A 25,003-nucleotide genomic window follows, 5' to 3' on the forward strand; every position below is an offset into this window, starting at 1 on the left:
CCGCCCCCTTCGCGTGCGGGGTGCCGGTTTCGCGCGAAATCGCCCACAGTGGACACCGCAGGGCCGCTGTCTGGGATGCTGGACACCTGCTCCGGACCGGGCATTGCCTTCGACCCGCGCGCGGCGACTAATGGAACGAACTGAATTCCGCTGGGCGAGGAGTGGGACATGGCCGGTGCGTTGCAGGTCGAGCGGAGATCGATCGACCCGGTTCCGGAGAGCGAGCGGCACGGCAGCCCGCGCAGCCTGTTCACGCTGTGGTTCGCGAGCAACATGCAGATCACCTCGGCGGTGACCGGTGCGCTGACCGTGCTGGTGGGGCTGCACCCGCTGTGGGCGCTGGTCGCCATCGCGCTGGGCAACGCGCTCGGCGGCGTGCCGATGGCCCTGCACGCCGCGCAGGGGCCCAAGCTCGGCATCCCGCAGATGATCCAGAGCCGGGCGCAGTTCGGCGTCTACGGCGCGGTGCTGCCGCTGGTCCTCGTAGTGCTGATGTACCTCGGCTACTTCGCCAGCGGCAACGTCCTGGGCGGTCAGGCGCTCGCCGCGATCACCCATATGCCGGTGGACCTCAGCATCGTGCTCTACGCGGCGCTGTCGGCGCTGATCGCGATCGTCGGGTACCGGCTGATCCACCGGTTCGGCTGGCTGGCGTCGCTGGTGTCGGTCGTGGTGTTCGTGTACCTGACCTTCCGGCTGGTCACCACGCACGACCTCGGGGCGGTGCTGGCGAACGCGCAGCTGGACGTGCCCGCGTTCCTGCTCGCGCTGTCGCTGACCGCCTCCTGGCAGCTCACCTTCGGCCCGTACGTCGCGGACACCTCGCGCTACCTGCCCGCGAGCACCTCGATCCGGGCGACGTTCTGGTGGACCTACGGCGGCACCGCGCTCGGCGCGACCTGGGCGATGTCCTTCGGCGCGCTGGCCTACGCGGTCGCGGGCCAGCAGTTCAAGGGGCACGAGGTCACCTACGTGGTGGGGCTGGGCGGCGAGGCGCTCGTGCTGCCGCTGCTGCTGGCCATCGCGCTGGGCAAGCTCACGATCAACGTGCTCAACATCTACGGCGGCTACATGACGGTGGCCACCACGATGACCGCGTTCACCCGCCGGGTGGGGCTCTCCCCGGCGACCCGGATCGGCTACATCGCGCTCGTCGGCGTGCTCGGCGGGGTGCTGGCCGTGCTGGGCCGCGGCGACTTCCTGTCGAACTTCGTGCTGTTCCTGCACTTCCTGCTGTACTTCCTGACCCCGTGGAGCGCGGTCAACCTGGTCGACTTCTACTTCCTGCGCAAGGAGAACTACGACCTCGACGCGATGTACGACCCGGACGGCGCCTACGGCCGCTGGTGCGGTCCGGCGCTGGTGGCCTACTTCATCGGCATCGCGGTGCAGATCCCGTTCTCCAACGTGGACGGTGTCTTCACCGGGTTCGCTGTGCCGCTGCTGGGCGGCGCGGACATCGCGTGGCTGCTCGGCCTGGTGGTGCCCGGCGCGATCTACTGGGCGGCGATGCGCAACCGCATCGGTGCCGGGAGGAGTGCCTGACGATGACCGGATCGAGCGCGTCCCCGGCGGTCGGCCGGGCGCTGGACGTCCTGGTCCGGCTGGCCGAAGGCCCCGGCCCGGTGCGCGCGGCGACCCTGGCCCGCGACCTCGGCGTCCCGCGCTCGTCGCTGTACCACATCCTGTCGGTCCTGGTGGACAAGGGATTCGTGGTCTACCTGGCGGGGGAGCAGGCCTACGGCCTCGGCGTGGTGTCCTTCGAGATCGGCTCCGCGTACCTGCGCCACGAACCCCTGGAACGACGAGCCGCCCCCATCCTGCGCCGCCTGGCCCGCACCCTCGGCCAGACCGTGCACCTGGGCATCCTGCACGGCGCGGAAACGGTGTACCTGCTGAAGGAACAACCGACCTCCGGCGCGGACGTCTCCCTGATCACCGACGTCGGCGTGCGCCTGCCCGCCCACCTGACGGCCAACGGCCGAGCGATCCTCGCGGGCAGCGCCGACGCCCAGCTGCGAGCCCTGTTCCCGCGCCGCAGCGACTTCATCACCCGAACCGGCAAAGGCCCCCGAACCCTCGCGGAACTCCGGGAATCCCTGGCCACCGACCGAGAACGCGGCTGGTCGGAAGAGGTGGAGCTGGTAGCCCCGGGCCTGCGCTCGGTGGGAGCCGCGGTCTACGACCACAATGGACGTCCGGTGGCGGCCCTGAGCACGACGTGGAGCCGATTCCACGAACGCCACGACCCGACAGAGGTCGGCGAAGCCATGCGCTCCGGAGCGGCGAAGCTGACCGCGGCGATCTCCGGCCGAACCCCGCAGGCGGACTGAACACCGCTGGCGAGATCCGATGTGACGGAGCGCCTGGGGTTGCGCATGAAATCGGCACCGTCGTCGACGAAACCTCCAGTTGGCACCGCAGCCGGTTCCGAGAGAAATCTCTGACGTCACCACCAGGTCTTCCGGCGAGCGATCGTTGCCGTGGCCTCGGCGCCTCGATCCCGTCTCGGATCCGAGAAACACCCGGCGCACTGCTGTCGCCGACGCGGGGCGCGGGGTCTGATGGGGGACAACGAGAACCTGTCGGATCTGGAGCAGCGCATGAGCAACGAGCACGTCCGCACCATTCGCGCGCCGCGCGGCGCGGAGCTGAACTGCCGCGGTTGGCAGCAGGAAGGCGCACTGCGGATGCTGATGAACAACCTCGACGCCGAGGTCGCCGAGCGGCCCGAGGACCTGGTGGTCTACGGCGGGACCGGCAAGGCCGCCCGGAGCTGGGCCGCCTTCGACGCGATCACCGAGACGCTCAAGACCCTCGAGCAGGACGAGACGCTGCTGGTGCAGTCCGGCAAGCCGGTGGGCGTGCTGCGCACCCACGAGTGGGCGCCGCGGGTGCTGATCGCCAACTCCAACCTGGTCGGCGACTGGGCGAACTGGGAGGAGTTCCGCCGCCTCGACTCGCTGGGCCTGACCATGTACGGGCAGATGACCGCCGGGTCCTGGATCTACATCGGCAGCCAGGGCATCCTGCAGGGCACCTACGAGACCTTCGGCGCGGTCGCCCGCAAGCGCTTCGGCGGCAGCCTCGCCGGTACCATCACGCTCACCGCAGGGCTCGGCGGCATGGGCGGCGCGCAGCCGCTGGCGGTGACCATGAACGAGGGCGTGGCGATCTGCGTGGAGGTCGACCCGGCCCGCATCGAGCGCCGCATCGCCCACCGCTACCTCGACGTCCGCGCCGACGACGTCGACGAGGCGTTGCGGCTCGCGAAGGAGGCCCGCGACCAGCGCAAGGCGCTGTCGATCGGGCTGGTGGGCAACGCCGCCGAGGTGTTCCCGCAGCTGCTGGCGATGGACGCGCCGATCGACATCGTCACCGACCAGACCTCCGCGCACGACCCGCTGTCCTACCTGCCCGCGGGCGTCGCCGTCGAGGAGTGGGCGGCGCTGGCCGAGCAGGACCCGGCGGCCTTCACCGAGCGGTCCCGCAAGTCGATGGCCGCCCAGGTCGAGGCGATGGTGGGCTTCCTGGACAAGGGCGTCGAGGTCTTCGACTACGGCAACTCCATCCGGGACGAGGCCCGCAAGGCCGGTTACGACCGGGCGTTCGACTTCCCGGGCTTCGTGCCCGCGCACATCCGGCCGCTGTTCGAGGAGGGGCTCGGCCCGTTCCGCTGGGCGGCGCTGTCCGGCGACCCCGCGGACATCGCGGCCACCGACAAGGCGATCATGGAGCTGTTCCCGGAGAACGAGCACCTGCACCGGTGGCTGACGATGGCCGGTGAACGGGTCGCCTTCGAGGGCCTGCCCGCCAGGATCTGCTGGCTGGGCTACGGCGAGCGCCACCTCGCCGGGCTGAAGTTCAACGAGATGGTGGCCTCCGGCGAGCTGTCCGCGCCGATCGCCATCGGCCGCGACCACCTCGACTCGGGTTCGGTCGCCTCGCCGTACCGGGAGACCGAGTCGATGCTGGACGGCTCCGACGCCATCGCCGACTGGCCGCTGCTGAACGCGCTGGTCAACACGGCGTCGGGCGCGTCGTGGGTGTCGATCCACCACGGCGGCGGGGTCGGCATGGGCCGCTCGATCCACGCCGGTCAGGTCTGCATCGCCGACGGCACCGAGCTGGCCGCGGAGAAGCTGGCGCGGGTGCTCACCAACGACCCTGGCATGGGCGTGCTGCGCCACGTCGACGCCGGTTACGAGCACGCGACCGAGGTCGCGAAGGAGCGCGGCGTCCGCGTCCCGATGCTCGGTTCCTGAGCGGATGGGCCCGGAGGCGTTGCCGCACAACGCCTCCGGTCCGGACACAGTGGACTTCGAGGAGTGGAAGTGATGGGTGGAGCGGTGAACCGCGCACCGCAGCGGTGGAGCGGTCGGGACGACGGTCCGGGGCTAGAGCACCTCCGGTGGCACCACGTCGTCGGCAGCGACGACTCGGCGGACCTCGCGTTCCTCGGGTTCCGCAGCGACGAGGGGGTGCGCCGCAACAAGGGGCGGCCGGGCGCGGCGGACGGGCCGCGCGCGCTCCGCCAGGCGCTGGCCTCGATGGCCCTGCCGGGACCGCTGAGCGCGGTCGACGTGGGTGACGTCGAGGTCGTCGGAACTGCGCTGGAGGACGGCCAGCAGCGGCTCGGGGAGGCGGTGACCGGCCTGCTGGACGACGGGAAGTTCGTCGTCGTGCTCGGCGGCGGCCACGAGATCGCCTACGGCAGCTACCTCGGCGTGGCCGGATCGGCGCGGGTGCGCTCGGGGGCGAAGCTCGGCGTGCTCAACCTCGACGCCCACTTCGACCTCCGCGCCGACGAAACCCCCAGCTCCGGTACGCCGTTCCGCCAGATGGCCGAGCAGGAGCAGCAGCGCGGCGAGGACCTGCACTACGCGGTCCTGGGCATCAGCCAGCCGAGCAACACGAAGGCCCTGTTCGACACGGCCGACAAGCTCGGCGTGTCCTACCTGCTCGACGACGACTGCGGCCCGTCGAACCCGGCGGTGGACGAGTTCGTGGACAGCTTCCTGGCCAGCTGCGACGTCGTCTACCTGACGATCGACCTCGACGTCCTCCCCGCAGCTGTCGCCCCAGGCGTGAGCGCCCCGGCGGCCTACGGCGTCCCCCTGGAGACCGTCCAGCGCGTCTGCGACCGGGTGGCCTCCAGCGGCAAGCTGGTCCTGTGCGACGTCGCCGAGCTCAACCCGGAGCTGGACGTCGACAACCGCACAGCCCGCACCGCCGCCCGCCTGGTCCACCGAATCACCACCCAGCACACCCGCCGGTAGGGAAACCCATGTCCGACCAAGACGTCGCACCACCCCAAGAGCTCACCGAGGAAGCCTTCGCGGAGATGCTGGAGGAGGAGCAGGGCACCATCCACCGCGGACTGGAGTAGCGCACGTCGCGATCAGAGCCGCAGGTGAGGTCACCGAAGGGCCGCGCGGTTCCCCCGCGGCCCTTCGGTGAGTGGGATGATCTGCCGCTGACCAGGGGCCGAACCCGGGCTTGGTGCGCGGCCTCAGCAGCAGCCCGGTCAGTCGAGTTGCTGCGCTGCTTCGGTGAAGACGTCGCGGAGCCGGGCGCGGGCCGTCTCGGCACCATCCGCAAAACCGTCGTCCCCGGGCCGCGCAGATGCCGCCCGTCGGCGCGACCCCGCCCTTGGAACCGGCGACCAACGTCCGATGTGGACAATTGCGAGCGCGCCCGACCGTCCTGTCCGGTTCGTGGTGGTCCGCGCCGGAACCTGCTCGCTCACCCAGTTCGCCCGGATCGCCACGGGGAAGATCTGTTGCCCCGGTGGCAAAAACGCGAACTGGCGAGAAGTGGTCGGCGGGGTTCTCCGTGCGGCGGGTGTCGGTCAAGGTTGTGGATCAAGAGCTCGCACGAGCTGGAGCCAACGTCCCGCGCGCAGCGGGTGGAGGTGTCGGTGAGCGCGAACGGAACCACGCCGCGGCGCGCGGCCCGCTACCTCGACCCCGCCGAGCTGGCCGACGTGGAACTGCTGCTGGACGGTGCTTTCCCGCCGCTGCGCGGCTTCCTCCCCGCCGACGAGGTCGAGTCGGTGCGCACCCGGCACCGCCTGCGCGGGGGAGCGCCCTGGCCGGATCCGCTGACGCTGCGGATCCCGGTCGAGGCAGCCGCAGCTGACGAGATCGAACTGCTCGACCTCGAAGGTGCGCCGGTAGCGCTGGTCCGCAACGAATCCCCGTGGACCGACGAGACCGGCATGCACGCGGCCGGACCCGTCGAGGCGGTCGGTGAGCCCAGCGGCGTGCTGCGCAGCATGCGTCCGCCCGCCGCCGACGTCCGCGCGAAGCTGCCCACCGGTCCGGTCCTCGGCGTCCTCCCGGAACAGCCGCTGCACCACCGCGAACTCGCCCAGATCCGCGAGCTGGCCGCCGAGCACGACGCGCACGTCCTGGTCCTGCCGCGCACGAGCGGTCCGCGCCCGGAACTGCTCGTGCAGGCCGTGCTCGCCGCCAGACCAGAGCTGCCGGACACCACGATCGTGCCGGTTCCGCTGGTGCGCCGCGCTGATCCGAAGCGCGACGCGGAACTAGCCGCGCACGTCGCCGCCGCCTACGGCGCCACCCACCTGATCTCGCCGCACACGCTGGACCAACCCCCGATCGAGGTGCTGGAGCCGCCGGACGTGGTGCGCGACCGGACCGACCGCTGGCACCCGGCCGCGCAGGTCGCCCCGGCCGACCGCCGCCCCGGCCTCAGCCCCGAGCGACTTCGCGAACTGCTCGACCGCGGCGACGACCTGCCCGGCTGGTTCACCACGCCCGCGATCGCCGCGCAGCAGCGCAGAATGCACCCGCCGCTGCGCGACCGCGGGTTCACGGTCCTGTTCACCGGGCTGTCCGGGGCGGGCAAGTCCACGCTGGCCCGCGCGCTGCGCGACGAGCTCCACCGGCACGACCACCGCGCGGTGACGCTGCTCGACGGTGACGTCGTCCGCCGCACGCTGTGCGAGGGGCTGGGGTTCTCGGCCGAGGACCGCAGCCGGAACGTGCGCCGCATCGGTTTCGTGGCCGCGGAGGTCACCCGGCACGGCGGTGCGGCGATCTGCGCGCCCATCGCCCCGTACCACGCCGACCGGGATGCGGTGCGGCGCATGGTGGAGGCGGTGGGCGGCTTCGCGCTGGTCCACGTCGCCACGCCGCTGGGGGAGTGCGAGCGGCGCGACCGCAAGGGCCTGTACCGCAAGGCGCGGGCCGGGCTGCTGCCCGAGTTCACCGGCGTCTCCGCGCCGTACGAGGTTCCCGGCGACGCCGACCTGGTCCTGGACACCTCCGGGCTGTCGCAGGACGCCGCGGTCGGGCGCGTCGTGGCGCTGCTGCGCGAGCGGGGTTGGGTGGGGCCGTGGACTGGGGCGTAGCGGCGGCGGGGCTGCTGACCGGTCTGCTGGTGGGCACGACCGGCATGGGCGGCGGGGCGCTGACGATGCCGCTGCTCACGCTGGTGTTCGGCGTGCCGCCGCTGGCCGCGGTGTCCTCGGACCTGGTGGCCGGGGCGGTGATGAAGCCGGTCGGTGCGGTGGTGCACCTGCGGCGGGGCACGGTGCAGCCGAAGCTCGTCGGCTGGCTGTGCCTGGGCTCGTTGCCGTGCGCGGCGGTCGGCTCGCTGCTGGCCGGGGCGCTGGGCAAGGGCGCGGAGTCGGTGCTGAAGGAGATCGTCGGCGGTGCGGTGCTGCTCGCCGCGGGCATGCTGTTCCTGCGGATGGTGCTGGCGCGCCGCGGTGCCGCCCCGGACGGATCGGTGGTGCGGCCGCTGCCGACCGTGCTGCTGGGCGGGGTGGCCGGGCTGGTGGTCGGCGCCACCTCGGTCGGGTCCGGCTCGATCATCATCGTGGTCCTGCTGCTGATCAACCGCGGGCTGAGCTCGGCGCGGCTGGTCGGCACCGACCTGGTGCAGGCGGTGCCGCTGGTGGCGGTCGCCGCGGTCGGGCACCTCGTCGCCGGGGACGTCCACTTCGGACTCGTCGGGTCGCTGCTGGTCGGCTCGCTGCCCGGGGTGCTGGTGGGGGCGCTGGTCTCGGCGCGGGTGCCGGACCGCCCGGTGCGCGTGCTGGTGGGCGGGATGCTGGTGACCACCGGGCTGGCGATGCTCGGCGCGGACGTCGTGCTCAGCGCATCGGCCGGGCTGCTGGTAGTGCTGATCGGTGCGGTGCTCCCGCTGGTGCGGAACACGCGGCGGGCGCCCGCGGTGAGCGGGAGGTAGCGGCATGGCTGAGGACGACCACGGGCTGGCCGCCCGGCTGGCGCGACTGGCCGGGGAGCGCTTGATCGAGCTGCGGGCATCAACGTCCACATCGGACCCGAAGGCGCTCGGCGCAGCGGGGGACGAGGCCGCGCACGCCCTGCTCGGCGCGGCGCTGGCGCAGGAGCGCTCGGACGATCCGGTGCTCTCCGAGCACGGCATCTCCGGCCCGGAGCGCAGTCCCGGCGGGCGGGTGTGGATCGTCGACCCGCTGGACGGCACGCGGGAGTTCTCCGAGCCCGGGCGCGCCGACTGGGCGGTGCACGTCGCACTGGTCGAGAAGCACGAGGTCATCGCGGCGGCCGTGGCCCTGCCCGCGCAGGGTGCGGTGCTCAGCACCGGCGATCCGCCCGAGCCGCCCGCGGGTGGCAGCGGGCGTCCGAGGATCGCGGTCAGCCGCAGCCGCCCACCGGAGTTCGTGCGCGACATCGCCGAGGACGTCGGCGCCGAGCTAGTCCCGATGGGCTCGGCCGGGGCGAAGATCGCCGCGGTGGTCCTCGGCGAGGTGGACGCCTACCTGCACGACGGCGGGCAGTACGAGTGGGACAGCGCCGCCCCGGTCGGGGTCGCCCGCGCCACCGGGCTGCACACCAGCCGCCTGGACGGCTCCGACCTGGTCTACGGCCGCGCCGACCCGTGGTTGCCGGACCTGCTGGTCTGCCGCGGCGAGCTGGCCGAGCCGCTGCTCGACGCCCTGTCCCGCACCAGACCAGAGGGGAGTCGCTGATGCCCGCCGAGCTGTCCCGGTTGGACCTGCTGGAATCCGAGGCGGTGCACCTGATCCGGGAGGTGGTCGCCGAGTTCGACCGCCCGGCGCTGCTGTTCTCCGGGGGCAAGGACTCCGCGGTCCTGCTCCGGCTGGCGGAGAAGGCGCTGGCCCCGGCCCCGATCCCGTTCCCGGTGCTGCACGTCGACACCGGGCACAACTTCGAGGAGGTGCTGCACTTCCGCGACCGCCGCGCCGCCGAGCTCGGGGTCCGGCTGGTGGTCGCCTCGGTGCAGGACTCCATCGACGCCGGTCGGGTCGCCGAGCCGACCGGCAGCCGCAACCGCGCGCAGACCACGACCCTGCTGGACGCCATCGCCGAGCACCGCTTCGACGCGCTGTTCGGCGGCGCCCGCCGCGACGAGGAGCGGGCCCGCGCCAAGGAGCGGATGCTGTCCTTCCGGGACGCCTTCGGCCAGTGGGACCCGCGCAACCAGCGCCCGGAGCTGTGGAACCTCTACAACGGGATGATCCACCCCGGCGAGAACGTGCGGGCCTTCCCGCTGTCGAACTGGACCGAGCGCGACGTGTGGGCCTACGTCGAGCGCGAGGGCGTGGAGCTGCCGTCGCTGTACTTCGCGCACAACCGCAAGGTCTTCGAGCGCGACGGGATGCTGCTGGCCGACAACCCGTTCCTGCCGCGCGACCCGGGGGAGCAGCTGGTCGAGCGCTCGGTCCGGTTCCGCACCGTCGGCGACATGACCTGCACCGGCGCGGTGCCGTCCACGGCCACCACGGTCTCCGAGGTGATCGCCGAGATCGCCGCGACGAGGGTGAGCGAGCGCGGGCAGACCCGCGCCGACGACCGCACCAGCGCCGCCGCGATGGAGGACCGCAAGCGGGAGGGGTACTTCTGATGGACACCTTCGCCCCGGCCGACAGCCTGCTGCGCTTCGCCACCGCGGGCGCGGTCGACGACGGCAAGAGCACGCTGATCGGCCGGCTGCTGCACGACTCCAAGTCGCTGCTGGCGGACCAGCTCGAACAGCTCGAGCTGGCCAGCGCGGAGCGCGGCGACGCGCAGCTGGACCTGGCGATGCTCACCGACGGGCTGCGCGCCGAGCGCGAGCAGGGCATCACCATCGACGTTGCGCACCGCTACTTCGAGACCGCGCGGCGGGCGTTCATCATCGCCGACACCCCCGGCCACGCCCAGTACACCCGCAACATGGTCACCGGCGCCTCCACCGCCGACCTGGCGATCGTGCTGGTCGACGCCCGCCACGGCCTGACCGAGCAGAGCCGCAGGCACGCGGTGCTGGCCGGGCTGCTGCGGGTGCCTCAGCTAGTGCTGGCGGTCAACAAGATGGACCTGGTGGACTTCGCCGAGCCGGTGTTCCGCGCCATCGCCGAGGAGTTCGCCGCGTTCGCCGCCCGGCTGGACCTGCGCGCGGTCACCGCCATCCCGATCTCGGCGCTGCGCGGCGACAACGTGGTGCACCGCTCGGCGTCGATGCCCTGGTACGACGGACCGTCGTTGCTGGAGCACCTGGAAGCGGTCGAGGTCGCCGACGAGGGCTCCACCGGCGAGTTCCGGCTGCCGGTGCAGTGCACCCTCCGCGCCCCGGAGCGCGACTACCGCGGCTGTGCCGGGCAGATCGCCAGCGGCGCGGTCGCCCCGGGCGAGGAGGTCCTGCACCTGCCGTCCGGGATGCGCAGCCGCGTGGTCGCGGTCGACTTCGCTGGCAACGAGCTCGACCGGGCCAGAGCACCGCAGTCGGTCGCAGTGCGGCTGGCGGACGACATCGACGTCGGCCGCGGCGACATGCTCTGCGCTCCCGAGAACGCCCCGGTCGCCGCAGAAGAGCTCACCGCCGCGGTGTGCTGGATGTCGGCGAGATCCGCCCTGGAACCGGGGATGAGGCTGCTGCTCAAGCACACCACGCGCACCGTCAAGGCGGTGGTCGCCGAGATCCGCGACCGGTTGGAGGTCACCACGCTGGAGCGCGGCCCGGCCGATCGGCTCGCGCTCAACGAGATCGGCGAGATCGTCCTGCGGCTGGCGCAGCCGGTGTTCTGCGACGCCTACGCCGACAACCGGTTCACCGGCGGCGCAGTGCTCATCGACGAATCCACGCACGCGACCGTCGGCGCGGTCCTGATCACCGAGGCGCGCTGAAACACCCGATCAGCAAGGAGCAGGAATGGTTCAGATCATCGGGGCCGGGTTCGGTCGCACCGGGACCGCCTCGCTGAAGGCGGCGCTCGAACGCCTCGGCTTCGGCCCGTGCTACCACATGTTCGAGGTCATCGCGCAGCCCGAGCGGGTGCACGACTGGACCCGGGCGCTGGACGGCGAGGTATCCGACTGGGACACCGTCCTCGGCGGCTTCGCCTCCACAGTGGACTGGCCGGGCTGCACCTTCTGGCGCGAGCTGGCGGACTTCTACCCCGATGCCAAGGTCCTGCTGACCGTCCGCGACCCGCAGAAGTGGTACGACAGCGTGCACAGCACGATCTACCAGTTCGTCCAGGAGGAACCGGGCGACGACGACTTCAGCTCGAAGCTGCGCCCGATGGTCGAGCGGATGATCTGGAACGGCACCTTCGACGGTCGCTTCGACGACCGCGAACACGCCATCGAGGTCTTCGAGGAGCACAACGCCGCGGTGCAGGCAGCGGTCCCGGCCGACCGGCTGCTGACCTACCAGGTCGGCGAGGGCTGGCAGCGCCTGTGCGACTTCCTCGGAGTCCCCGTCCCCGAGGAGGACTTCCCGCACGTCAACGACGCGGCGTCGATCCGCGGCCTGGTCGACCAGATCAGCCGCGAGGGCAGGATCCCGTCCCCGTTCGAGTCGTGAGCGGCGACGACCACCAGGACTCGACCTGGACCCGGAAGCGCTCCGGAGCGAGGGCGCCCGCCCCGTCGGGGAGCGCTGCCGCGATCGGGACCCCGGTGACGCGGGGCAGTTCCGTTCGGTTGCACTGCTCGGCCAAGCCGAGTTCATCGGGCACCGCGCCGAGAACGAGCCCGGCCGGTTCCAGGCCCCGGGACCGCAGCGCGCCGACCGTGAGCTCGGTGTGGTTGAGGGTGCCTAGCCCGATCCGGGTCACCACGTAGACCTGCACCGGGTGGGTCCGGGCGAGCTCGGCGGCGAGGTCCAGCAGCGTTCCGCCCGCGGTGTCCAGGCGGACCAGCAGCCCGCCCGCACCCTCGACGATCACGGTGTCGTGGCTCCGGGCCAGCTCGCGGATGCGGGCGGTGTGCGCGCTGATCGGGGGGATCTCGACGCCGCGCAACCGGGCCGCGGTGTCGGGGGCGAGCGGGTCTTCGAGGCTGGTGAACTCCGCGACCTCGCACCCGGCCAGGTGCGCCACGGCGCGCACGTCGGGTTCGTCGGTGCCGAGGCCGGTCTGCGCGGGCTTGACCACGACGGTGCCCGGCCCGGAGCGGACCGCGAGGGCCGCGGTCGCCACGGTCTTGCCCACCCCGGTGTCGGTGCCGGTGACGACGGCGATCACGGCCACCTCCGGTGCTCCTTGACGACGCGGACCAGCGCGTCGACCGAGTGCTCCCAGCGCGCGTCGTCCAGACCCGCGTGGGTGGTGATCCGGAGGCGGGAGATCCCGTCCGGCACCGACGGCGGCCGGAAGCACCCCACCCGCACTCCGGCCGCGAGCGCGGCGGCCTGCGCCGCGACGGCGACCTGCGGCGAGGGCATCGGCACCGAGAGCACGGCACCCGCCGACCGCGGCACGCCGAGCCGGTCGGCCAGCTCAGCACCGCGCTCGTGGATCCCCGACGGGCGAGCGGGGTGCTCGCGCAGGCAGCGGAGCGCGGCCAGCGCGGCGGCGGTGGGTGCCGGTGCCAGCCCGGTGTCGAAGATGAACGGGCGGGCCCGGTTGACGAGGTGGTCGACGAGCACGGCGGAACCGAGGACCGCGCCACCCATCGCGCCGAGCGATTTGGACAGCGTCGCGGTCATCACCACGTGCGGGTGGTCGGCCATGCCTTGCGCGTGCACCGATCCGCGGCCGCCGTCGCCGACCACGCCGAGCCCGTGCGCCTCGTCGACGACCAGGAGGGCGTCGTGCTCGGCGCAGACCGCGGCCAGGTCCGCGAGCGGGGCGGCGTCGCCGAGCACCGAGAAGACCGATTCGGTCAGCACGAGCGCCCGCCGCCCGCCGGCCGCGCCCAGCGCGGTCCGGACCGCGGCCACGTCGTTGTGCGGGACCACTTCGATCGCCGCCCGGGACAGCCGCGCGGCGTCGATCAGCGACGCGTGCACGTGCGCGTCGGAGACGATCAACGACTGCTTGTTCGCCAGCGCCGTCACCGCGGACAGGTTGGCGTGGTAGCCGGTGGAGAACACCAGCGCCGCCTCCCGGCCGGTGAACTCGGCGAGCTCGCGCTCCAGCTCGGCGTGCAGCGCGGTGGTCCCGGTGACCAGCCGGGAGGCACCCGCCCCGGCTCCCCAGCGCAGCGCGGCACCGGCCGCCGCCCGGCGCACCGCGGGATCGCAGCTCAACCCCAGGTAATCGTTGTTGGCGAGGTCGATGACGTCCTCGTCGACCGCCCGGGGCCGCAGCGTCCGCTGCAACCCGGCGTCCTCGCGCGCGGCCCGCTGCTCGGCGAACCACGTCGTCCAGCTGCTCATCCGACCTCCGCAGCTGCCGCGATCCCGGCGCAGATCGCGGCGATGTCGTCGTCGGTGCACACGTAGGGCGGCATGGTGTAGATCAGGTCCCGGAACGGGCGCAGCCACACGCCTTCGGCCAGCGCGGCTTCGGTCGCCTTGACGACGTCGACGGCGTGGTCGAGCTGGACCACCCCGACGGCACCGAGCACCCGCACGTCGAGGGCGTTGATCTGGTGCAGCGCCTGCAATCCGGTGTTGATCCGCTGCACGTCGGCCGCCCAGTCGCCGGTGCTCAGCAGGTCCAGGCTGGCGGAGGCGACCGCGCACGCCAGCGGGTTTCCCATGAACGTGGGCCCGTGCATGAGAACGCCGGAGTCGCTGGCGGACAGGACGCGCGCGACCTCCGTCGTGCACAAGGCAGCGGCCAGCGACAGGTAGCCGCCGGTGAGCGCCTTGCCGACGCACAGCACGTCCGGGGTCACCTCGGCCGCCTCCGCGGCGAAGAGCGTGCCGGTCCGGCCGAAACCGGTGGCGATCTCGTCGAAGACCAGGACCAGCCCGTGCTCGTCGGCGACTTCCCGGAACACGGCGAGACATTCGGCCGGATAGGGGTGCATGCCCCCGGCGCCCTGCAGCAGCGGCTCGACGATCAGCCCGGCGAGCCGGTCGGCGTGCTCGGACGCGAGCGCGCGGAAGCCCGCGGCCCACGCGTCCACATCACCGCCGAGCCGGGGCGGGCGTTCGCCGAACACCTGCTCCGGCAGCACTCCGGACCACATCGCGTGCATCCCGCCGTCCGGGTCGCACACGCTCATGCAGTCGAAGGTGTCGCCGTGGTAGCCGCCGCGCACGGTGAGGAACCGGGTCCGGCCCGGCCGCCCGGCACCGCGCTGGTACTGCAGCGCCATCTTCATCGCCACCTCGATGCTCACCGACCCGGAATCGGCGAGGAACACCCGGTCCAGCCCGGCCGGTGCGAGGTCGATCAGCCGCCGCGCCAGCTCGACCGCCGGTTCGTGGGTCAGCCCGCCGAACATCACGTGCGACATCCGGTCGAGCTGGCCGCGCACCGCCGCGTCGAGCACCGGGTGCCGGTAGCCGTGGATCGCCGACCACCACGACGCCATCCCGTCCACCACCGCCCCGACGCCGTCGAGGACGATCCGGCTCCCCTCGGCGCCGGTGACCAGGCGGGTCGGCGTGGGGTCGACCATCGAGGTGTACGGGTGCCACAGGTGCTCGCGGTCGAAGGCGAGCAGTTCCGCCGGGGTCATCAGGCGTTCGGCAGGACGTCGGTGCCCGCGCCGCGGCGGCGGATGGCCGGGTCGCGCGCTTCGCGCTGCGCGAGGTCCTCCTCGGATCCCTGGACGACGAAACCGTTGTCCCGGATCATCTCCAGGTCCGCCTCGGCCGCCTGGCCCTCCGAGGTGAGGTAGTCGCCGAGGAAGATCGAGTTGGCGACGTGCAGCGCGATCGACTGCAGCGAGCGCAGGTGCATCTCGCGGCCACCGGCGATCCGGATCTCCTTGTCCGGGCAGACGAACCGCGCCATCGCCAGGATCTTCACGCAGCGGGTAGGGGAGAGCTCCCAGGTGTTCTCGAACGGGGTGCCGTCGAAGGGCATCAGGAAGTTCACCGGGATCGAGTCGGAACCCAGCTCCCGCAGCGCGAACAGCGCCTCGACGAGCTGCTCGTCGGTCTCGCCCAGCCCGGCGATCAGGCCGGAGCAGGGGGAGATCCCGGCGCCCTTCGCCTTCTCCACGGTGTCCACGCGGTCGGCGTAGGTGTGCGTCTGGACGATGTTGTCGTGGTGGCTCTCGGCGGTGTTGATGTTGTGGTTGTAGGCGTCCACACCGGCGTCCTTGAGCCGCTCGGCCTGCCCGTCCTTGAGCAGGCCCAAGCACGCGCAGACCTCGACGCCGGGGTACTCCTGCTTCAGCGCCACGACCATGTCCGCGACCTTGTCGATGTCCTTAGTGGACGGTCCGCGGCCGGAGGAGACCAGGCACACCCGGCTGGCGCCGCCCTTGAGCCCGGCACCGGCCTGCCGAAGCGTCTCGGACTCGGACAGCCACGAGTACTTGAGGATCGGGGCGCTGGAGCCCAGCGCCTGCGAGCAGTAGTTGCAGTTCTCCGGGCACAGCCCGGACTTCAGGTTCACCAGGTAGTTCACCTTCACCGCGTTGCCGAAGTGCGCGCGGCGCAGCCGACCGGCCGCGGCGACGACCGACATCAGCTCGGCGTCGTCGGCGCGCAGCACCGCGAGGGCGTCCTCGGGCGTGGCCGGTGTCCCGGCGAGGACGGCATCGGCGAGCTGGTGGAAGTGGGCGCTCATCGCTTCTCCCCGAATCAGAACCTGAACAGCGTTCACCTGAACGGCGTTCAGGTTAAACTGGGGTGGATCGATCGGTCAACGGGAGGGTGCTGGGTGCGCTATCACCGCAAGGACGTCGTGGCCCGCGCGATCGAAGTGCTCGACGAGTACGGCCTGGAATCGCTGACGATGCGCCGCCTGGCCACCGAGCTCGGCGTGCAACCGAGCGCGCTCTACCACCACGTCCCGAACAAGCAGACGCTGCTGGCCGCGATCGCCGACGAGGTCCTGCGCCGCGGCCGGAGGCCCCGCCGGGCCGAGCGCTGGGACCAGCGCGTGGTCGAGATCTGCGGGGAACTTCGGGACGCGATGCTCGCCTACCGGGACGGCGCCGAAGTCGTCGTCACCGCGCACACATTCGGCCTCGGAGCCGGAGAACCGGCCGAACAGCTGCGGGCGGCGCTGCGCGACGGCGGGCTGCCCGACGACGTGGTCGACGTGGGCACCCGGGCCCTCCTGCACCTCGTGTTCGGCCACACCGTGGAGGAGCAGATGGCGCTGCAGGCGGCCAGCGCCGGGGCGATCGACCGCGCGCCCGGCGGACCGGCGGACTTCGAGCGCGGGCTCGACCTGGTGCTGGACGGTCTCCGGGCCAGGGTCAACGGCTGACACCGCCGCTCTTGATCACCCTGTCGGGTGGTCTTGGTGAGGTGCCCGCGGAATGAGCCGCCGCAGCGGCCCGGCGTGATGCATGGTGGACCGGGGATGACCAGGGCCGATCGTTTCCGCGCACCGCCGCGGGAGGAGATCGGCGGCCCCACGTGACCCGCCCGCCGAGACCGCGAAGGACGCCGCACCGTGAACAGCGTCAGCGAAGCGCTGCAGCTCTACCCCGAGCTGGCGGTCCTGGTCGGGCTGAACACGCTGTGGACCTTCTGGATCTTGACCGATTCCCTCGGCCGCCCGGAGTGGCTGGTCGGCGTGATGAGCTGGCCCGAGCACAGCGACGCCCTCTGGATCGCCGACCGGCAGCACGCGCTGGCCGCCCGGCTGCACGTGGCGACGCCGTCCGGCGGGATCGTCTGGCGGTCCTCGGGCGCGCTGACCGCGACCATCGACGCGCTGAGCAGCCTCCCCGCGCCCGACGCGCCCGACGCACCGCGCAAGATCCTCAAGCCGGGTCCGTTCTGGCCCCCGGCCCGGCTCTGGTGACCGTCAACCCCAGGTGTCGCCGGTGGTCAGGGCGATCGTCGCGCCGTTCGGATCGGTGATCACCAGGGTTTCGCCGAGCAGCGGGTGCTCGAGCCGGTCGGCGACCTCCGCGCCCACCTCGGTGACCAGCTTCTCGGCATCGGTCAGGTCGGCCACCGCGAAGAAGCACAGCCAGCCCCAGGCCGCCGCGATCCGCCGGTTCGTCCGGGAGGCCAGCGGGCGGTCGTCGACCAGGTACTCCGCGCCGCCGGTGGTGGGCCGCACCGACCAGTTCAGGGTGCTGGCCCAGAAGGCGTCGGCGCGGTCCGGGTCGCTGGTGGCCAGCTCGATCCAGCGGGGCTCGCCCGGCCGCGGCGCCGGGGCCAGCGGACCGTGCTGGGCGCGCCCCCTGGCGACCATCGCCAGCGCGTCGTCCGGGCCGGTCAGCGCGCAGCTCGGGGAGCTCCCGGCGAACACCGGGCGCCAGCCGAGCGGCTCGCCCGCGCGCGGTTTGCGGATCGTCGAGCAGCGGCGGTTGCCGACCCAGCAGTCGAAGCCGCGGCCGGTCGGCTCCGGGGTCCAGTCGAGCAGCGCCCGGTAGCGGACCGCGGCGGCCACCGGGTCCGGGCTGATCAGGTCGACGCGGCGCAGGCCGCGGACCACGGGTCGTGCGGGCACGGGCGACACCTCGCCACCGCTGGGGACCAACCCATCCTGGTCACCTGGACCGTCCCGCACAATCCTCCGTTCGCCCGCAGAGCGCAGGACTCACCGCAGCCGTTCCAGCTCCGCGGCCACGTCCACCACCTGCGCCGCGAGCTTGCGCAGCTCGGTGCGGTCGGCGTCGTCGTCCACCGCGGTGACCACGTCCTCGGCGGCGCAGCGCAGCTGGAACAGCCGGTCCTGCAGGTCGGCGAGCTCGGCGGCGGAGAGCACCACGGCGTCCTCCGGCAGCCCCCCGCGCTGGACGGCGGTGCGGCGTTCGTAAGCGCGCTGGCGGCAGGACTGCGCGCAGTACAGGCGTGGACGTCCCTGGCGACCGGCCTCCGGAACGCGCCGCCCGCACCAGGCGCAATGCCGGACTTGCCGCTGACGACGGGAGGGCTGGGCCGAGATGTCCACGATCGATCACGTTAGTCAAGGGCCCCGCCTGCGTGATGCAGGCACGCCGATCGGGCAGAGTTGTCCGGTGTGACGCATCCTTTCCTGCTCGGCCCCCGGCCCCGCGCGTTCGCCCACCGCGGGTGGCACCTGGGGGAGCTGCACGACATGGAGAACTCCCTGAGCGCGTTCCGCCGCGCCGCCGAGGAGGGCTTCCAGTACATCGAGACCGACGTGCACGCCACGGCCGACGGCGTGGTGGTGGTCAACCACGACCCGACGCTGGAGCGCACCACCGACGGGCGCGGCGCGATCCGGCGGTTGCCGTGGTCGGCCGTGCGCACCGCGCGGATCGGTGGCCGGGAGCCGGTGTGCTCGCTGGACGCGGCGCTGGAGGAGCTGCCGGAGGTCTTCTTCAACATCGACGTCAAGGACGACTCCGCGGTGGAGCCGGTGCTGCGGACGCTGCGCGAGCACGACGCCTGGGACCGGGTCTGCCTGGCGTCCTTCGCCGAGCACCGGTTGACCCGGCTCCGGCGCGCCGCCGGACCCCGGCTGCTGACCTCGACCGGGCGGCGCTCGGCCGGGCTGCTGTGGCTCGGCTCGCGCTGGGGCGGCTGGCCGCTGCGGTCGCTGGTCGTCGGGGGCGCGGCGCAGGTGCCGCAGGGGTTCGGCCGGGTGCGGGTGATCGACCGCCGGTTCGTCCGCCAGGCGCACCGCTGGGGGATCGAGGTGCACGTCTGGACCGTCGACGACCCCGCCGAGATGCGGCAGCTGCTGGACGCCGGGGTGGACGGGCTGGTCACCGACCGGCCCGACCTGCTGAACGCGGTGCTGCGGGAGCGGTTCGGCGAACCGAGGTCGGAGGTCGGCGGGTGAGTACAACTACGCATTGTCCCCGCTCGGGCCTCCACCGTGTTCGATCGAGCCAGTAAGGTCCGGTTACCCCCAATCGAGTGATATTGGTTTCGGAGGACCGAACGGATGAGCGTGATGGGCAGCGACGTGGCACCGGACGCCGCGCAGCGGCGCCGGGAGCAGCGTGGTTGGTGCTGGTACGACTGGGCCAACTCGGTGTTCCCGACCTCGGTGTCGACGGTCTTCCTCTCGCTCTACCTCACGGCGGTGGCCACCTCGGCGGCGCAGGCCGACACCGAGCGCAACGGCGTGAACCCCTGCCCCGGGGGCAACGCCCTGGTCGACTGCGACATCTCGATCTTCGGGTTGAGCTTCCCCGCGGGCTCGCTGTGGGGGTACCTGCTGTCGGTGGCCACCGTCGTGCAGGTGCTGGTCCTGCCGATCACGGGGGCGATCGCGGACCGGTCCAGCAGCAAGCGCCTGATGCTGGCGGTGCTGGCCTTCGGCGGCGCCGCCACCACGGCGCTGCTGGCGCTGGTCGGCGGGCAGAACTGGCAGCTGGGCGTGGTGCTGTTCATCCTCGGCAACATCTGCTTCGGCGCCTCGGTGGTGGTCTACTACTCGTTCCTGCCGGAGATCGCCACCGCCGACGAGCGGGACATGGTCTCCACCAAGGGCTGGGCCTTCGGCTACCTGGGCGCCGGGGTGGCGCTGGCCCTGCACCTGGTGATCTACCTCTTCCACGACTCGATCGGGATGGACTCCGACGCCGCGGTGCGGCTGATCTTCCTGTCCTCGGGCGTGTGGTGGGCGGCGTTCACGCTGCTGCCGCTGGCGGCGCTGCGCCGCCGCGCGCCGGAGGACGCGCCGCGTTCGGCGGTGAGCGTCACCGACGGTTTCCGGCAGCTGAAGAGCACCCTGCGGGAGGCCAAGCACTTCCCGCTGACCCTGGCGTTCCTGGGCGCCTACTGGATCTTCACCGACGGGATCGCCACCGTGGTCCAGGTCGCCCCGCAGTACGGCAACCTGGAGCTGAAGCTGCCGCAGGACGCGCTGATCGTCACCGTGCTGATCGTGCAGTTCATCGCCTTCGTCGGCGGCATGCTGCACGGCCTGCTGGCCAAGCACATCGGCGCCAAGAAGACGATCCTGATCAGCCTGGCGATCTGGCTGGTCGTGGTCATCGCGGCCTACTTCGTGCAGGCCGGGCAGGAGATGCAGTTCTACGGCCTGGCGGTGGGCATCGGCCTGGTGCTCGGCGGCACGAACGCGCTGTCCCGGTCGCTGTTCAGCCAGATGGTCCCGCCCGGCCGGGAGGCGGAGTACTTCTCGCTGTACGAGGTGGGGGAGCGGTCCACCTCGTGGCTGGGCCCGCTGGTGTTCGCCGGGGTCGGGCAGGCCACCGGCTCGTTCCGGCTGGCCATCATCTCGCTGGTGGTGTTCTTCGCCCTCGGCCTGCTCCTGGTCGCCCTGGTGCCGGTCCGCCGCGCCATCGAGGCCGTCGGCAACCCCGCGCCGAAGGTGCTCTAGCCCGAAGCGGTTCGCGACTGCGGAGCGCACCTGCCGGGTGACGCTCCGCGGTCGCCCTGCCGTTCCGGTGCCGTTGCTCCAAGCTGGTGATGGGCGGGTTCGGGGATCACGGCGTGTTCGGAATATGCCGGTACGCTGCGTCGTGAAAGGGGGGAACGAAGTGTCGCTACATTCCGTTACTTCTTTACGGCGCTCGTGCTCCTTCTGGGGCGTGATCTATGTCCCACTCTCGACGTTTTCCCTGGACCTGGTTTAGCCATAGTGACTCACCATCTGGCACTATCACCCGTTCGAACGCACCTATAGATTGCCAGTGGGATAACGCGTCACGAACGCGGACCGACTGCATCTCTAGGGAGAAGGCTGTCGTTGACGGGTGAACAACGTCACCGACGGCAACCAGAAGCACGACACCGGGAACAGACGGCGGGCCTCCCGTCGTTGCACACGGTGAGCACAACCGCCCGGGCTCGGCCCCGGGCCGAAGTGAAAGGAACCGTCATGGCCGACCGCGTTCTGCGTGGCAGCCGGCTCGGAGCAGTGAGCTACGAGACCGATCGCAACCACGACCTCGCACCGCGCCGGACGGTGCGCTACGCCTGCCCCAAGAGCCACGAGTTCGAGGTGCCGTTCTCCGACGACGCCGAAGTGCCGCCGACCTGGGAGTGCCGCCTGCACGGCACCGAGTCGAAGATCATCGACGGCAGCGAGCCGGAGCAGAAGAAGGCCAAGCCGCCGCGCACCCACTGGGACATGCTCCTGGAGCGACGCACCATCCCGGAACTCGAGGAGCTGCTCAACGAGCGCCTGGACCTGCTGCGCGCCCGCCGCGGCCAGTAGTCCGAGCGGCGACACGCTGACGAAGCGCCTGGGACCAGCTCCCAGGCGCTTTGACGTGTTTTCAGCCGGATGTCAGCGGCGGAGGGCGCGGAGCGCTCCGGCGACCTGGTGACCGCGGCGGCGGAGGCCCCACTTGGTGACCCGCACCAGGGCTTCGCGGACCACCTCGGCGTCCATCTTCGAGCTGCCGACCTCGCGCTCCACGAAGGTGATCGGGGCCTCCACCACCACGAACCCGGCCTCGACCGCGCGCCACGCCAGGTCGACCTGGAAGCAGTAGCCCTGCGAGGCGACGTCGTGCAGCCGGACCGTCTCCAGCACCTCGCGCCGGTAGACCCGGAACCCGGAGGTGATGTCGTTGATCGACACCCCCAGCGCCAGCTTCGAGTAGGTGTTCGCGCCGCGGGAGAGCAGCGCCCGGTACCAGGGCCAGTTCACCGTCCGCCCGCCGGGCACGTAGCGCGAGCCCAGCACCACGTCGGCCCCGGTGCCGTCCGGGCCGAGCATGCCGATCAGCCGCGGCAGGTCCTCCGGGGAGTGCGATCCGTCCGCGTCCATCTCGATGATCGCGTCGTAGTCGCGGGCCAGCGCCCAGTCGAACCCGGCCACGTAGGCCGCTCCCAGCCCGGCCTTGCAGGTGCGGTGCAGCACGTGCGCCCGCTCGTCCTCGACCGCCAGCCGGTCGGCGATCTCACCGGTGCCGTCCGGGCTGCCGTCGTCGACGACCAGCACGTGCGCCGCGGGCAGCGCGGCGAACAGCCGGTGCACGATCGGCTCCAGGTTGTCCCGCTCGTTGTAGGTGGGGATCACCACGAGCACCGCGTCGGCACCACCGTCGGGGGTTCGCCGGGTCGACATCCATGTCCTCCTAGCCGGTCGCGCGGACCGGCCGTGCGTTCTGCGTTCGGTCGTTTCTCGGAGTGCGGCCTCAGCTGCGCTCGCGCCGCGGCAGCCACCAGGTGGCCAGCACCGCGCCGGCCGCCAGCGCCACCAGCACCCACGTCGGCGCGGCCCCCAGCTCGGTGGCCACCGTCCGCGTCGAGCGCAGCGGTACCTCGGCGATCAGATTCTGCGCGGTGAACTGCTCGGTCTGCTCGCTGACCGAGCCGTCGGGCTGCACCGCTGCGCTCACCCCGCTGGTCGAGGCCACCACGACCGCGCGGCCGTGCTCCACGGCGCGCAGCCGGGCCATCGCCAGCTGCTGGTAGCTCATCTCGGAGTGGCCGTACCAGGCGTTGTTGGTGGGCAGCGCGAGCACCGTCGCGCCCTGCTGGACCGCGCCGGTGTACACGTCGTCGTAGGCGACGTCGTAGCAGATGCCCACACCCACCCGGACGCCGCCGACGTTGAGCACGCCGGGTTCGTCGGCGGGCACCATGTCCCGCGGGAAGCGGTCCACGAACGGGGTGACCAGGCGGGCCACCGAGCGCATCGGGATCGTCTCGGCGAAGGGCACCAAGTGCTGCTTGACGTAGCGGTCACCGGCACCGGTCGCCGGGTCCCACTGGACGATCTGGTTGCGCAGCGTCCCGTCGGCGTCGATGCCGATACCGCCCACCACCAGCGGGACGCCGAGCTGCTCGGCGATGGCGGAGAGCTCCGGGTCGGTCCGGCCCGGCCCCCAGCTGCCGACCTGCTCGGGCAGCACGACGAAGTCCGGCTGCGGCACCCGCCCCGCCTGCACGTCGGCGACCAGCCGCCGCGCCTCCGCCACGTGGTTGGCGCGCAGCTCGTCGTCCGCGTTGAGCAGCCCGAGCCCGATGTTGGGGGCGTTGCCCTGCACGAGCGCGACCCGCGCGGTGCCCTCCTCGGCGTCGGTGCCGATGAGCGGCAGCATCGCCACCCCGCCGACGACCGGGACCAGGACCGCGGCCAGCGGAGCGGCCCAGTTCCGCCGCGCGCGCAGCCGGTGCACCAGCTCGGCCAGCCCACCGCCGACCAGCGCGACCGCGAAGGAGACCAGCGCGCTGCCGCCGAGCGCGGCCAGCGGCAGCAGCAGCCCGGTGTCCTGGGTGAAGGCCAGCCGACCCCAGGGGAAGCCGCCGAACGGGACGCTGGAGCGCAGCACCTCGAAGGCGACGAACACCGCCGCCATCCACACCGGACCGCCGGGCAGTCGGCTGACCCGCGCCATCCCGGCACCGGCGAGCCCGATGAACAGCGCCTCGACCGCCGCCACGCCCAACCACGGCCACGGGCCGAAGTCGGCGCCGAGGAAGTCCTGCAACCAGCCCAGCAGCGGCAGCAGGAAGGCGAAGCCGAACAGCAGGCTGTAGCCGAACCCGGCGCGCGCCCGGCGGTGCCGGACCACCGCGGCGAACACCGCGAACGCCAGCGGCGCCAGCCACCACAGCTCCCGCGGCGGTGATCCGGCGTAGAGCGCGAACCCGGCCGCGACGGCCGCCAGGACCCGCAGCAGCCAGCTCACCCCGGCCGACCGACCTCTGGTTCTGCTGCGATCCGGCCGTGCGGTGCGCTGCGGACGAGTCGTGGGGGAAGCCAAACGATCAACCTTCTAGGTGCTGCGGTACCGGCCGGGCCGGAACGCCGAACGTCGTGCCAGTCGAGGTGCGCGAGCGGTCGGCGCGCACTGAACAAATGTACGCCGGGCCGCCGGGGCCGAACGGGCCCGGCCGCCGGTCGGCGGCTGATCAGGTGGTTGCCGGGCGGAGGTCGGTGCGCCCGGCGGACCGGTCCGCCATGCTGGGCGCGAGTCGATCTGGGAGGTGCGGAGTGGTCGCGGAGCTCGGCGGTGGGCAGCACCCGGTCATCGCGTTGCACGGCTGGTTCGGGTCGGGGGCCGCGTGGCGGCCGCTGCAGCCGCACCTGGACGGCAGCCGGTTCCGGTACGCGTTCCCGGACTACCGCGGGTACGGCGAGCGGATCGAGGAACCCGGCGCGCACACCCTCGCCGAGGCCGCGCAGGACGTGCTGGCGCTCGCCGACGAGCTGGGCTTCGAGCGGTTCTCGCTGGTCGGCCACTCGATGGGCGGTGCGGTGATGCAGCGCGTGCTGGCCGATGCGCCGCACCGGGTGCGGGCCCTGGTCGGGATCTCCCCGGTGCCCGCCAGCGGCGTCCCGTTCGACGAGCAGGGCTGGGCGCTGTTCACCGGCGCGGTCGACGAACCCGGCAACCGGCGCGCCATCCTCGACCTGACCACCGGCAACCGGCTGACCGGGGTGTGGCTGGACGCGGCCGTGCGCCACTCCCTGGAGCACTCCGACCGCCGGGCCTTCGGCGACTACCTGGAGGCGTGGGCGAAGGCCGACTTCCAGGCCGAGATCCAGGGCAACCCGGTGCCGGTGAAGGTGATCGTCGGCGAGCACGACCCGGCGCTGGGCGCGGAGACGATGCGGGCCACCTTCCAGCAGCACTACCCGAACTGCGAGCTGGAAACGCTGACCAACGCGGGGCACTACGCGATCGACGAGACGCCGATCGCGCTGGCCACCAGCATCGAGCGGTTCCTCGCCGCCGTCTGAGCCGCCGACGAGTTCGATGACTTGCCGGATCACGGTCGACACGAAGCGTTACGCTGGGCCCGGTGATCTTGGGTGCGAGAG

24 protein-coding genes are annotated in these 25,003 nt (G+C 72.3%); 16 read left to right on the forward strand and 8 right to left on the reverse strand.

Annotation, left to right across the window (positions count from 1 at the left end; genetic code table 11):
• Positions 1-168 precede the first annotated feature (168 nt).
• From F1721_RS01115 to F1721_RS01160, 10 genes are all read left to right on the forward strand, one after another.
• The gene (locus F1721_RS01115; protein ID WP_150064598.1) at positions 169-1,545 is read left to right on the forward strand and encodes a purine-cytosine permease family protein; all 1,377 of its coding nucleotides are present in this window, start codon (positions 169-171) and stop codon (positions 1,543-1,545) included.
• Between the two features lie 2 nt (positions 1,546-1,547).
• Positions 1,548-2,333, forward strand: coding sequence for an IclR family transcriptional regulator (locus F1721_RS01120; protein ID WP_150064599.1), 786 nt, complete (start codon positions 1,548-1,550; stop codon positions 2,331-2,333).
• 270 nt (positions 2,334-2,603) lie between these two features.
• Positions 2,604-4,265: a urocanate hydratase gene (hutU, locus tag F1721_RS01125; RefSeq protein ID WP_150064600.1), complete on the forward strand. Its 1,662-nt coding sequence runs from the start codon at positions 2,604-2,606 to the stop codon at positions 4,263-4,265.
• A gap of 72 nt (positions 4,266-4,337) precedes the next feature.
• A complete protein-coding gene (gene hutG / locus F1721_RS01130; protein WP_150064601.1) occupies positions 4,338-5,279 on the forward strand; it encodes a formimidoylglutamase in 942 nt (313 codons plus the stop codon).
• Positions 5,280-5,920: 641 nt separating this feature from the next.
• Entirely contained in the window at positions 5,921-7,378 is a 1,458-nt protein-coding gene (cysC, locus tag F1721_RS01135; RefSeq protein WP_150064602.1) for an adenylyl-sulfate kinase, read from the forward strand.
• Positions 7,363-8,220, forward strand: a complete 858-nt coding sequence (locus tag F1721_RS01140; RefSeq protein ID WP_150064603.1) for a sulfite exporter TauE/SafE family protein — start codon at positions 7,363-7,365, stop codon at positions 8,218-8,220. The genes cysC and F1721_RS01140 overlap by 16 nt, the downstream gene beginning before the upstream one ends.
• A 4-nt stretch (positions 8,221-8,224) precedes the next feature.
• Positions 8,225-8,986, forward strand: coding sequence for a 3'(2'),5'-bisphosphate nucleotidase CysQ (locus F1721_RS01145; protein WP_150064604.1), 762 nt, complete (start codon positions 8,225-8,227; stop codon positions 8,984-8,986).
• Positions 8,986-9,882, forward strand: coding sequence for a sulfate adenylyltransferase subunit CysD (gene cysD, locus F1721_RS01150; RefSeq protein WP_150064605.1), 897 nt, complete (start codon positions 8,986-8,988; stop codon positions 9,880-9,882). The genes F1721_RS01145 and cysD overlap by 1 nt, the downstream gene beginning before the upstream one ends.
• The gene (locus F1721_RS01155; protein WP_150064606.1) at positions 9,882-11,144 is read left to right on the forward strand and encodes a sulfate adenylyltransferase subunit 1; all 1,263 of its coding nucleotides are present in this window, start codon (positions 9,882-9,884) and stop codon (positions 11,142-11,144) included. Before cysD ends, F1721_RS01155 begins: the two co-directional genes overlap by 1 nt.
• Positions 11,145-11,169: 25 nt before the next feature.
• Complete coding sequence (locus F1721_RS01160; protein ID WP_150064607.1) at positions 11,170-11,826, forward strand: sulfotransferase family protein; 657 nt, start codon at positions 11,170-11,172, stop codon at positions 11,824-11,826.
• Here the strand turns inward: F1721_RS01160 and bioD are convergent.
• From bioD to bioB, 4 genes are read right to left on the reverse strand one after another with little or no spacing between them, the layout of a single operon-like run.
• Entirely contained in the window at positions 11,786-12,493 is a 708-nt protein-coding gene (gene bioD / locus F1721_RS01165; RefSeq protein ID WP_246153989.1) for a dethiobiotin synthase, read from the reverse strand. The two genes, F1721_RS01160 and bioD, sit on opposite strands and share 41 nt — an antisense overlap.
• Positions 12,484-13,623 (reverse strand): 8-amino-7-oxononanoate synthase, encoded by a 1,140-nt coding sequence (locus F1721_RS01170; RefSeq protein ID WP_150064608.1) that lies wholly within the window; start codon positions 13,621-13,623, stop codon positions 12,484-12,486. The genes bioD and F1721_RS01170 overlap by 10 nt, the downstream gene beginning before the upstream one ends.
• A complete protein-coding gene (locus F1721_RS01175; protein ID WP_150064609.1) occupies positions 13,620-14,879 on the reverse strand; it encodes an adenosylmethionine--8-amino-7-oxononanoate transaminase in 1,260 nt (419 codons plus the stop codon). Before F1721_RS01175 ends, F1721_RS01170 begins: the two co-directional genes overlap by 4 nt.
• On the reverse strand, positions 14,879-15,940 hold the full coding sequence (gene bioB / locus F1721_RS01180; RefSeq protein ID WP_150064610.1) for a biotin synthase BioB: 1,062 nt from the start codon (positions 15,938-15,940) through the stop codon (positions 14,879-14,881). Before bioB ends, F1721_RS01175 begins: the two co-directional genes overlap by 1 nt.
• A gap of 93 nt (positions 15,941-16,033) precedes the next feature.
• On the opposite strand from bioB, the gene F1721_RS01185 reads away from it, so the two are divergent.
• Entirely contained in the window at positions 16,034-16,588 is a 555-nt protein-coding gene (locus F1721_RS01185) for a TetR/AcrR family transcriptional regulator C-terminal domain-containing protein (protein ID WP_150064611.1), read from the forward strand.
• 189 nt (positions 16,589-16,777) lie between these two features.
• Complete coding sequence (locus F1721_RS01190) at positions 16,778-17,131, forward strand: hypothetical protein (protein ID WP_150064612.1); 354 nt, start codon at positions 16,778-16,780, stop codon at positions 17,129-17,131.
• Between the two features lie 3 nt (positions 17,132-17,134).
• Here F1721_RS01190 and F1721_RS01195 read toward each other — a convergent pair whose 3' ends face one another.
• Both F1721_RS01195 and F1721_RS01200 read right to left on the reverse strand, forming a co-directional pair.
• Positions 17,135-17,788 carry a VOC family protein gene (locus F1721_RS01195; RefSeq protein ID WP_246153990.1) on the reverse strand — a complete coding sequence of 218 codons (654 nt, stop codon included), beginning with the start codon at positions 17,786-17,788 and terminating at the stop codon, positions 17,135-17,137.
• Positions 17,789-17,878: 90 nt separating this feature from the next.
• A complete protein-coding gene (locus F1721_RS01200) occupies positions 17,879-18,232 on the reverse strand; it encodes a hypothetical protein (protein WP_246153992.1) in 354 nt (117 codons plus the stop codon).
• A gap of 69 nt (positions 18,233-18,301) precedes the next feature.
• Here F1721_RS01200 and F1721_RS01205 point away from each other — a divergent pair, with 69 nt between their 5' ends.
• From F1721_RS01205 to F1721_RS01215, 3 genes are all read left to right on the forward strand, one after another.
• On the forward strand, positions 18,302-19,090 hold the full coding sequence (locus tag F1721_RS01205; protein WP_150064614.1) for a glycerophosphodiester phosphodiesterase family protein: 789 nt from the start codon (positions 18,302-18,304) through the stop codon (positions 19,088-19,090).
• Positions 19,091-19,195: 105 nt separating this feature from the next.
• The gene (locus F1721_RS01210) at positions 19,196-20,599 is read left to right on the forward strand and encodes an MFS transporter (protein ID WP_150064615.1); all 1,404 of its coding nucleotides are present in this window, start codon (positions 19,196-19,198) and stop codon (positions 20,597-20,599) included.
• A 501-nt stretch (positions 20,600-21,100) separates the two neighbouring features.
• Positions 21,101-21,439, forward strand: coding sequence for an RNA polymerase-binding protein RbpA (locus F1721_RS01215; RefSeq protein WP_150064616.1), 339 nt, complete (start codon positions 21,101-21,103; stop codon positions 21,437-21,439).
• 72 nt (positions 21,440-21,511) lie between these two features.
• Here F1721_RS01215 and F1721_RS01220 read toward each other — a convergent pair whose 3' ends face one another.
• Together F1721_RS01220 and lnt are read right to left on the reverse strand one after the other, a co-directional pair.
• On the reverse strand, positions 21,512-22,297 hold the full coding sequence (locus F1721_RS01220) for a polyprenol monophosphomannose synthase (RefSeq protein ID WP_150064617.1): 786 nt from the start codon (positions 22,295-22,297) through the stop codon (positions 21,512-21,514).
• A 70-nt stretch (positions 22,298-22,367) separates the two neighbouring features.
• Complete coding sequence (gene lnt, locus F1721_RS01225; protein WP_170301318.1) at positions 22,368-23,867, reverse strand: apolipoprotein N-acyltransferase; 1,500 nt, start codon at positions 23,865-23,867, stop codon at positions 22,368-22,370.
• Between the two features lie 305 nt (positions 23,868-24,172).
• On the opposite strand from lnt, the gene F1721_RS01230 reads away from it, so the two are divergent.
• On the forward strand, positions 24,173-24,922 hold the full coding sequence (locus F1721_RS01230; RefSeq protein ID WP_246153993.1) for an alpha/beta fold hydrolase: 750 nt from the start codon (positions 24,173-24,175) through the stop codon (positions 24,920-24,922).
• Positions 24,923-25,003: the final 81 nt, after the last annotated feature.

It is taken from the genome of Saccharopolyspora hirsuta, from assembly GCF_008630535.1.
Classification (GTDB): Bacteria; Actinomycetota; Actinomycetes; order Mycobacteriales; family Pseudonocardiaceae; genus Saccharopolyspora; species Saccharopolyspora hirsuta.

Coding starts and splice junctions, on each gene's coding strand:
- F1721_RS01115 (WP_150064598.1), top strand. CDS start 169: ATGGCCGGTGCGTTGCAGGTCGAGCGGAGATCGATCGACCCGGTTCCG.
- F1721_RS01120 (WP_150064599.1), top strand. CDS start 1,548: ATGACCGGATCGAGCGCGTCCCCGGCGGTCGGCCGGGCGCTGGACGTC.
- hutU (WP_150064600.1), top strand. CDS start 2,604: ATGAGCAACGAGCACGTCCGCACCATTCGCGCGCCGCGCGGCGCGGAG.
- hutG (WP_150064601.1), top strand. CDS start 4,338: ATGGGTGGAGCGGTGAACCGCGCACCGCAGCGGTGGAGCGGTCGGGAC.
- F1721_RS01145 (WP_150064604.1), top strand. CDS start 8,225: ATGGCTGAGGACGACCACGGGCTGGCCGCCCGGCTGGCGCGACTGGCC.
- cysD (WP_150064605.1), top strand. CDS start 8,986: ATGCCCGCCGAGCTGTCCCGGTTGGACCTGCTGGAATCCGAGGCGGTG.
- F1721_RS01155 (WP_150064606.1), top strand. CDS start 9,882: ATGGACACCTTCGCCCCGGCCGACAGCCTGCTGCGCTTCGCCACCGCG.
- F1721_RS01160 (WP_150064607.1), top strand. CDS start 11,170: ATGGTTCAGATCATCGGGGCCGGGTTCGGTCGCACCGGGACCGCCTCG.
- F1721_RS01170 (WP_150064608.1), bottom strand. CDS start 13,623: ATGAGCAGCTGGACGACGTGGTTCGCCGAGCAGCGGGCCGCGCGCGAG.
- F1721_RS01175 (WP_150064609.1), bottom strand. CDS start 14,879: ATGACCCCGGCGGAACTGCTCGCCTTCGACCGCGAGCACCTGTGGCAC.
- bioB (WP_150064610.1), bottom strand. CDS start 15,940: ATGAGCGCCCACTTCCACCAGCTCGCCGATGCCGTCCTCGCCGGGACA.
- F1721_RS01210 (WP_150064615.1), top strand. CDS start 19,196: ATGAGCGTGATGGGCAGCGACGTGGCACCGGACGCCGCGCAGCGGCGC.
- F1721_RS01215 (WP_150064616.1), top strand. CDS start 21,101: ATGGCCGACCGCGTTCTGCGTGGCAGCCGGCTCGGAGCAGTGAGCTAC.
- F1721_RS01220 (WP_150064617.1), bottom strand. CDS start 22,297: ATGTCGACCCGGCGAACCCCCGACGGTGGTGCCGACGCGGTGCTCGTG.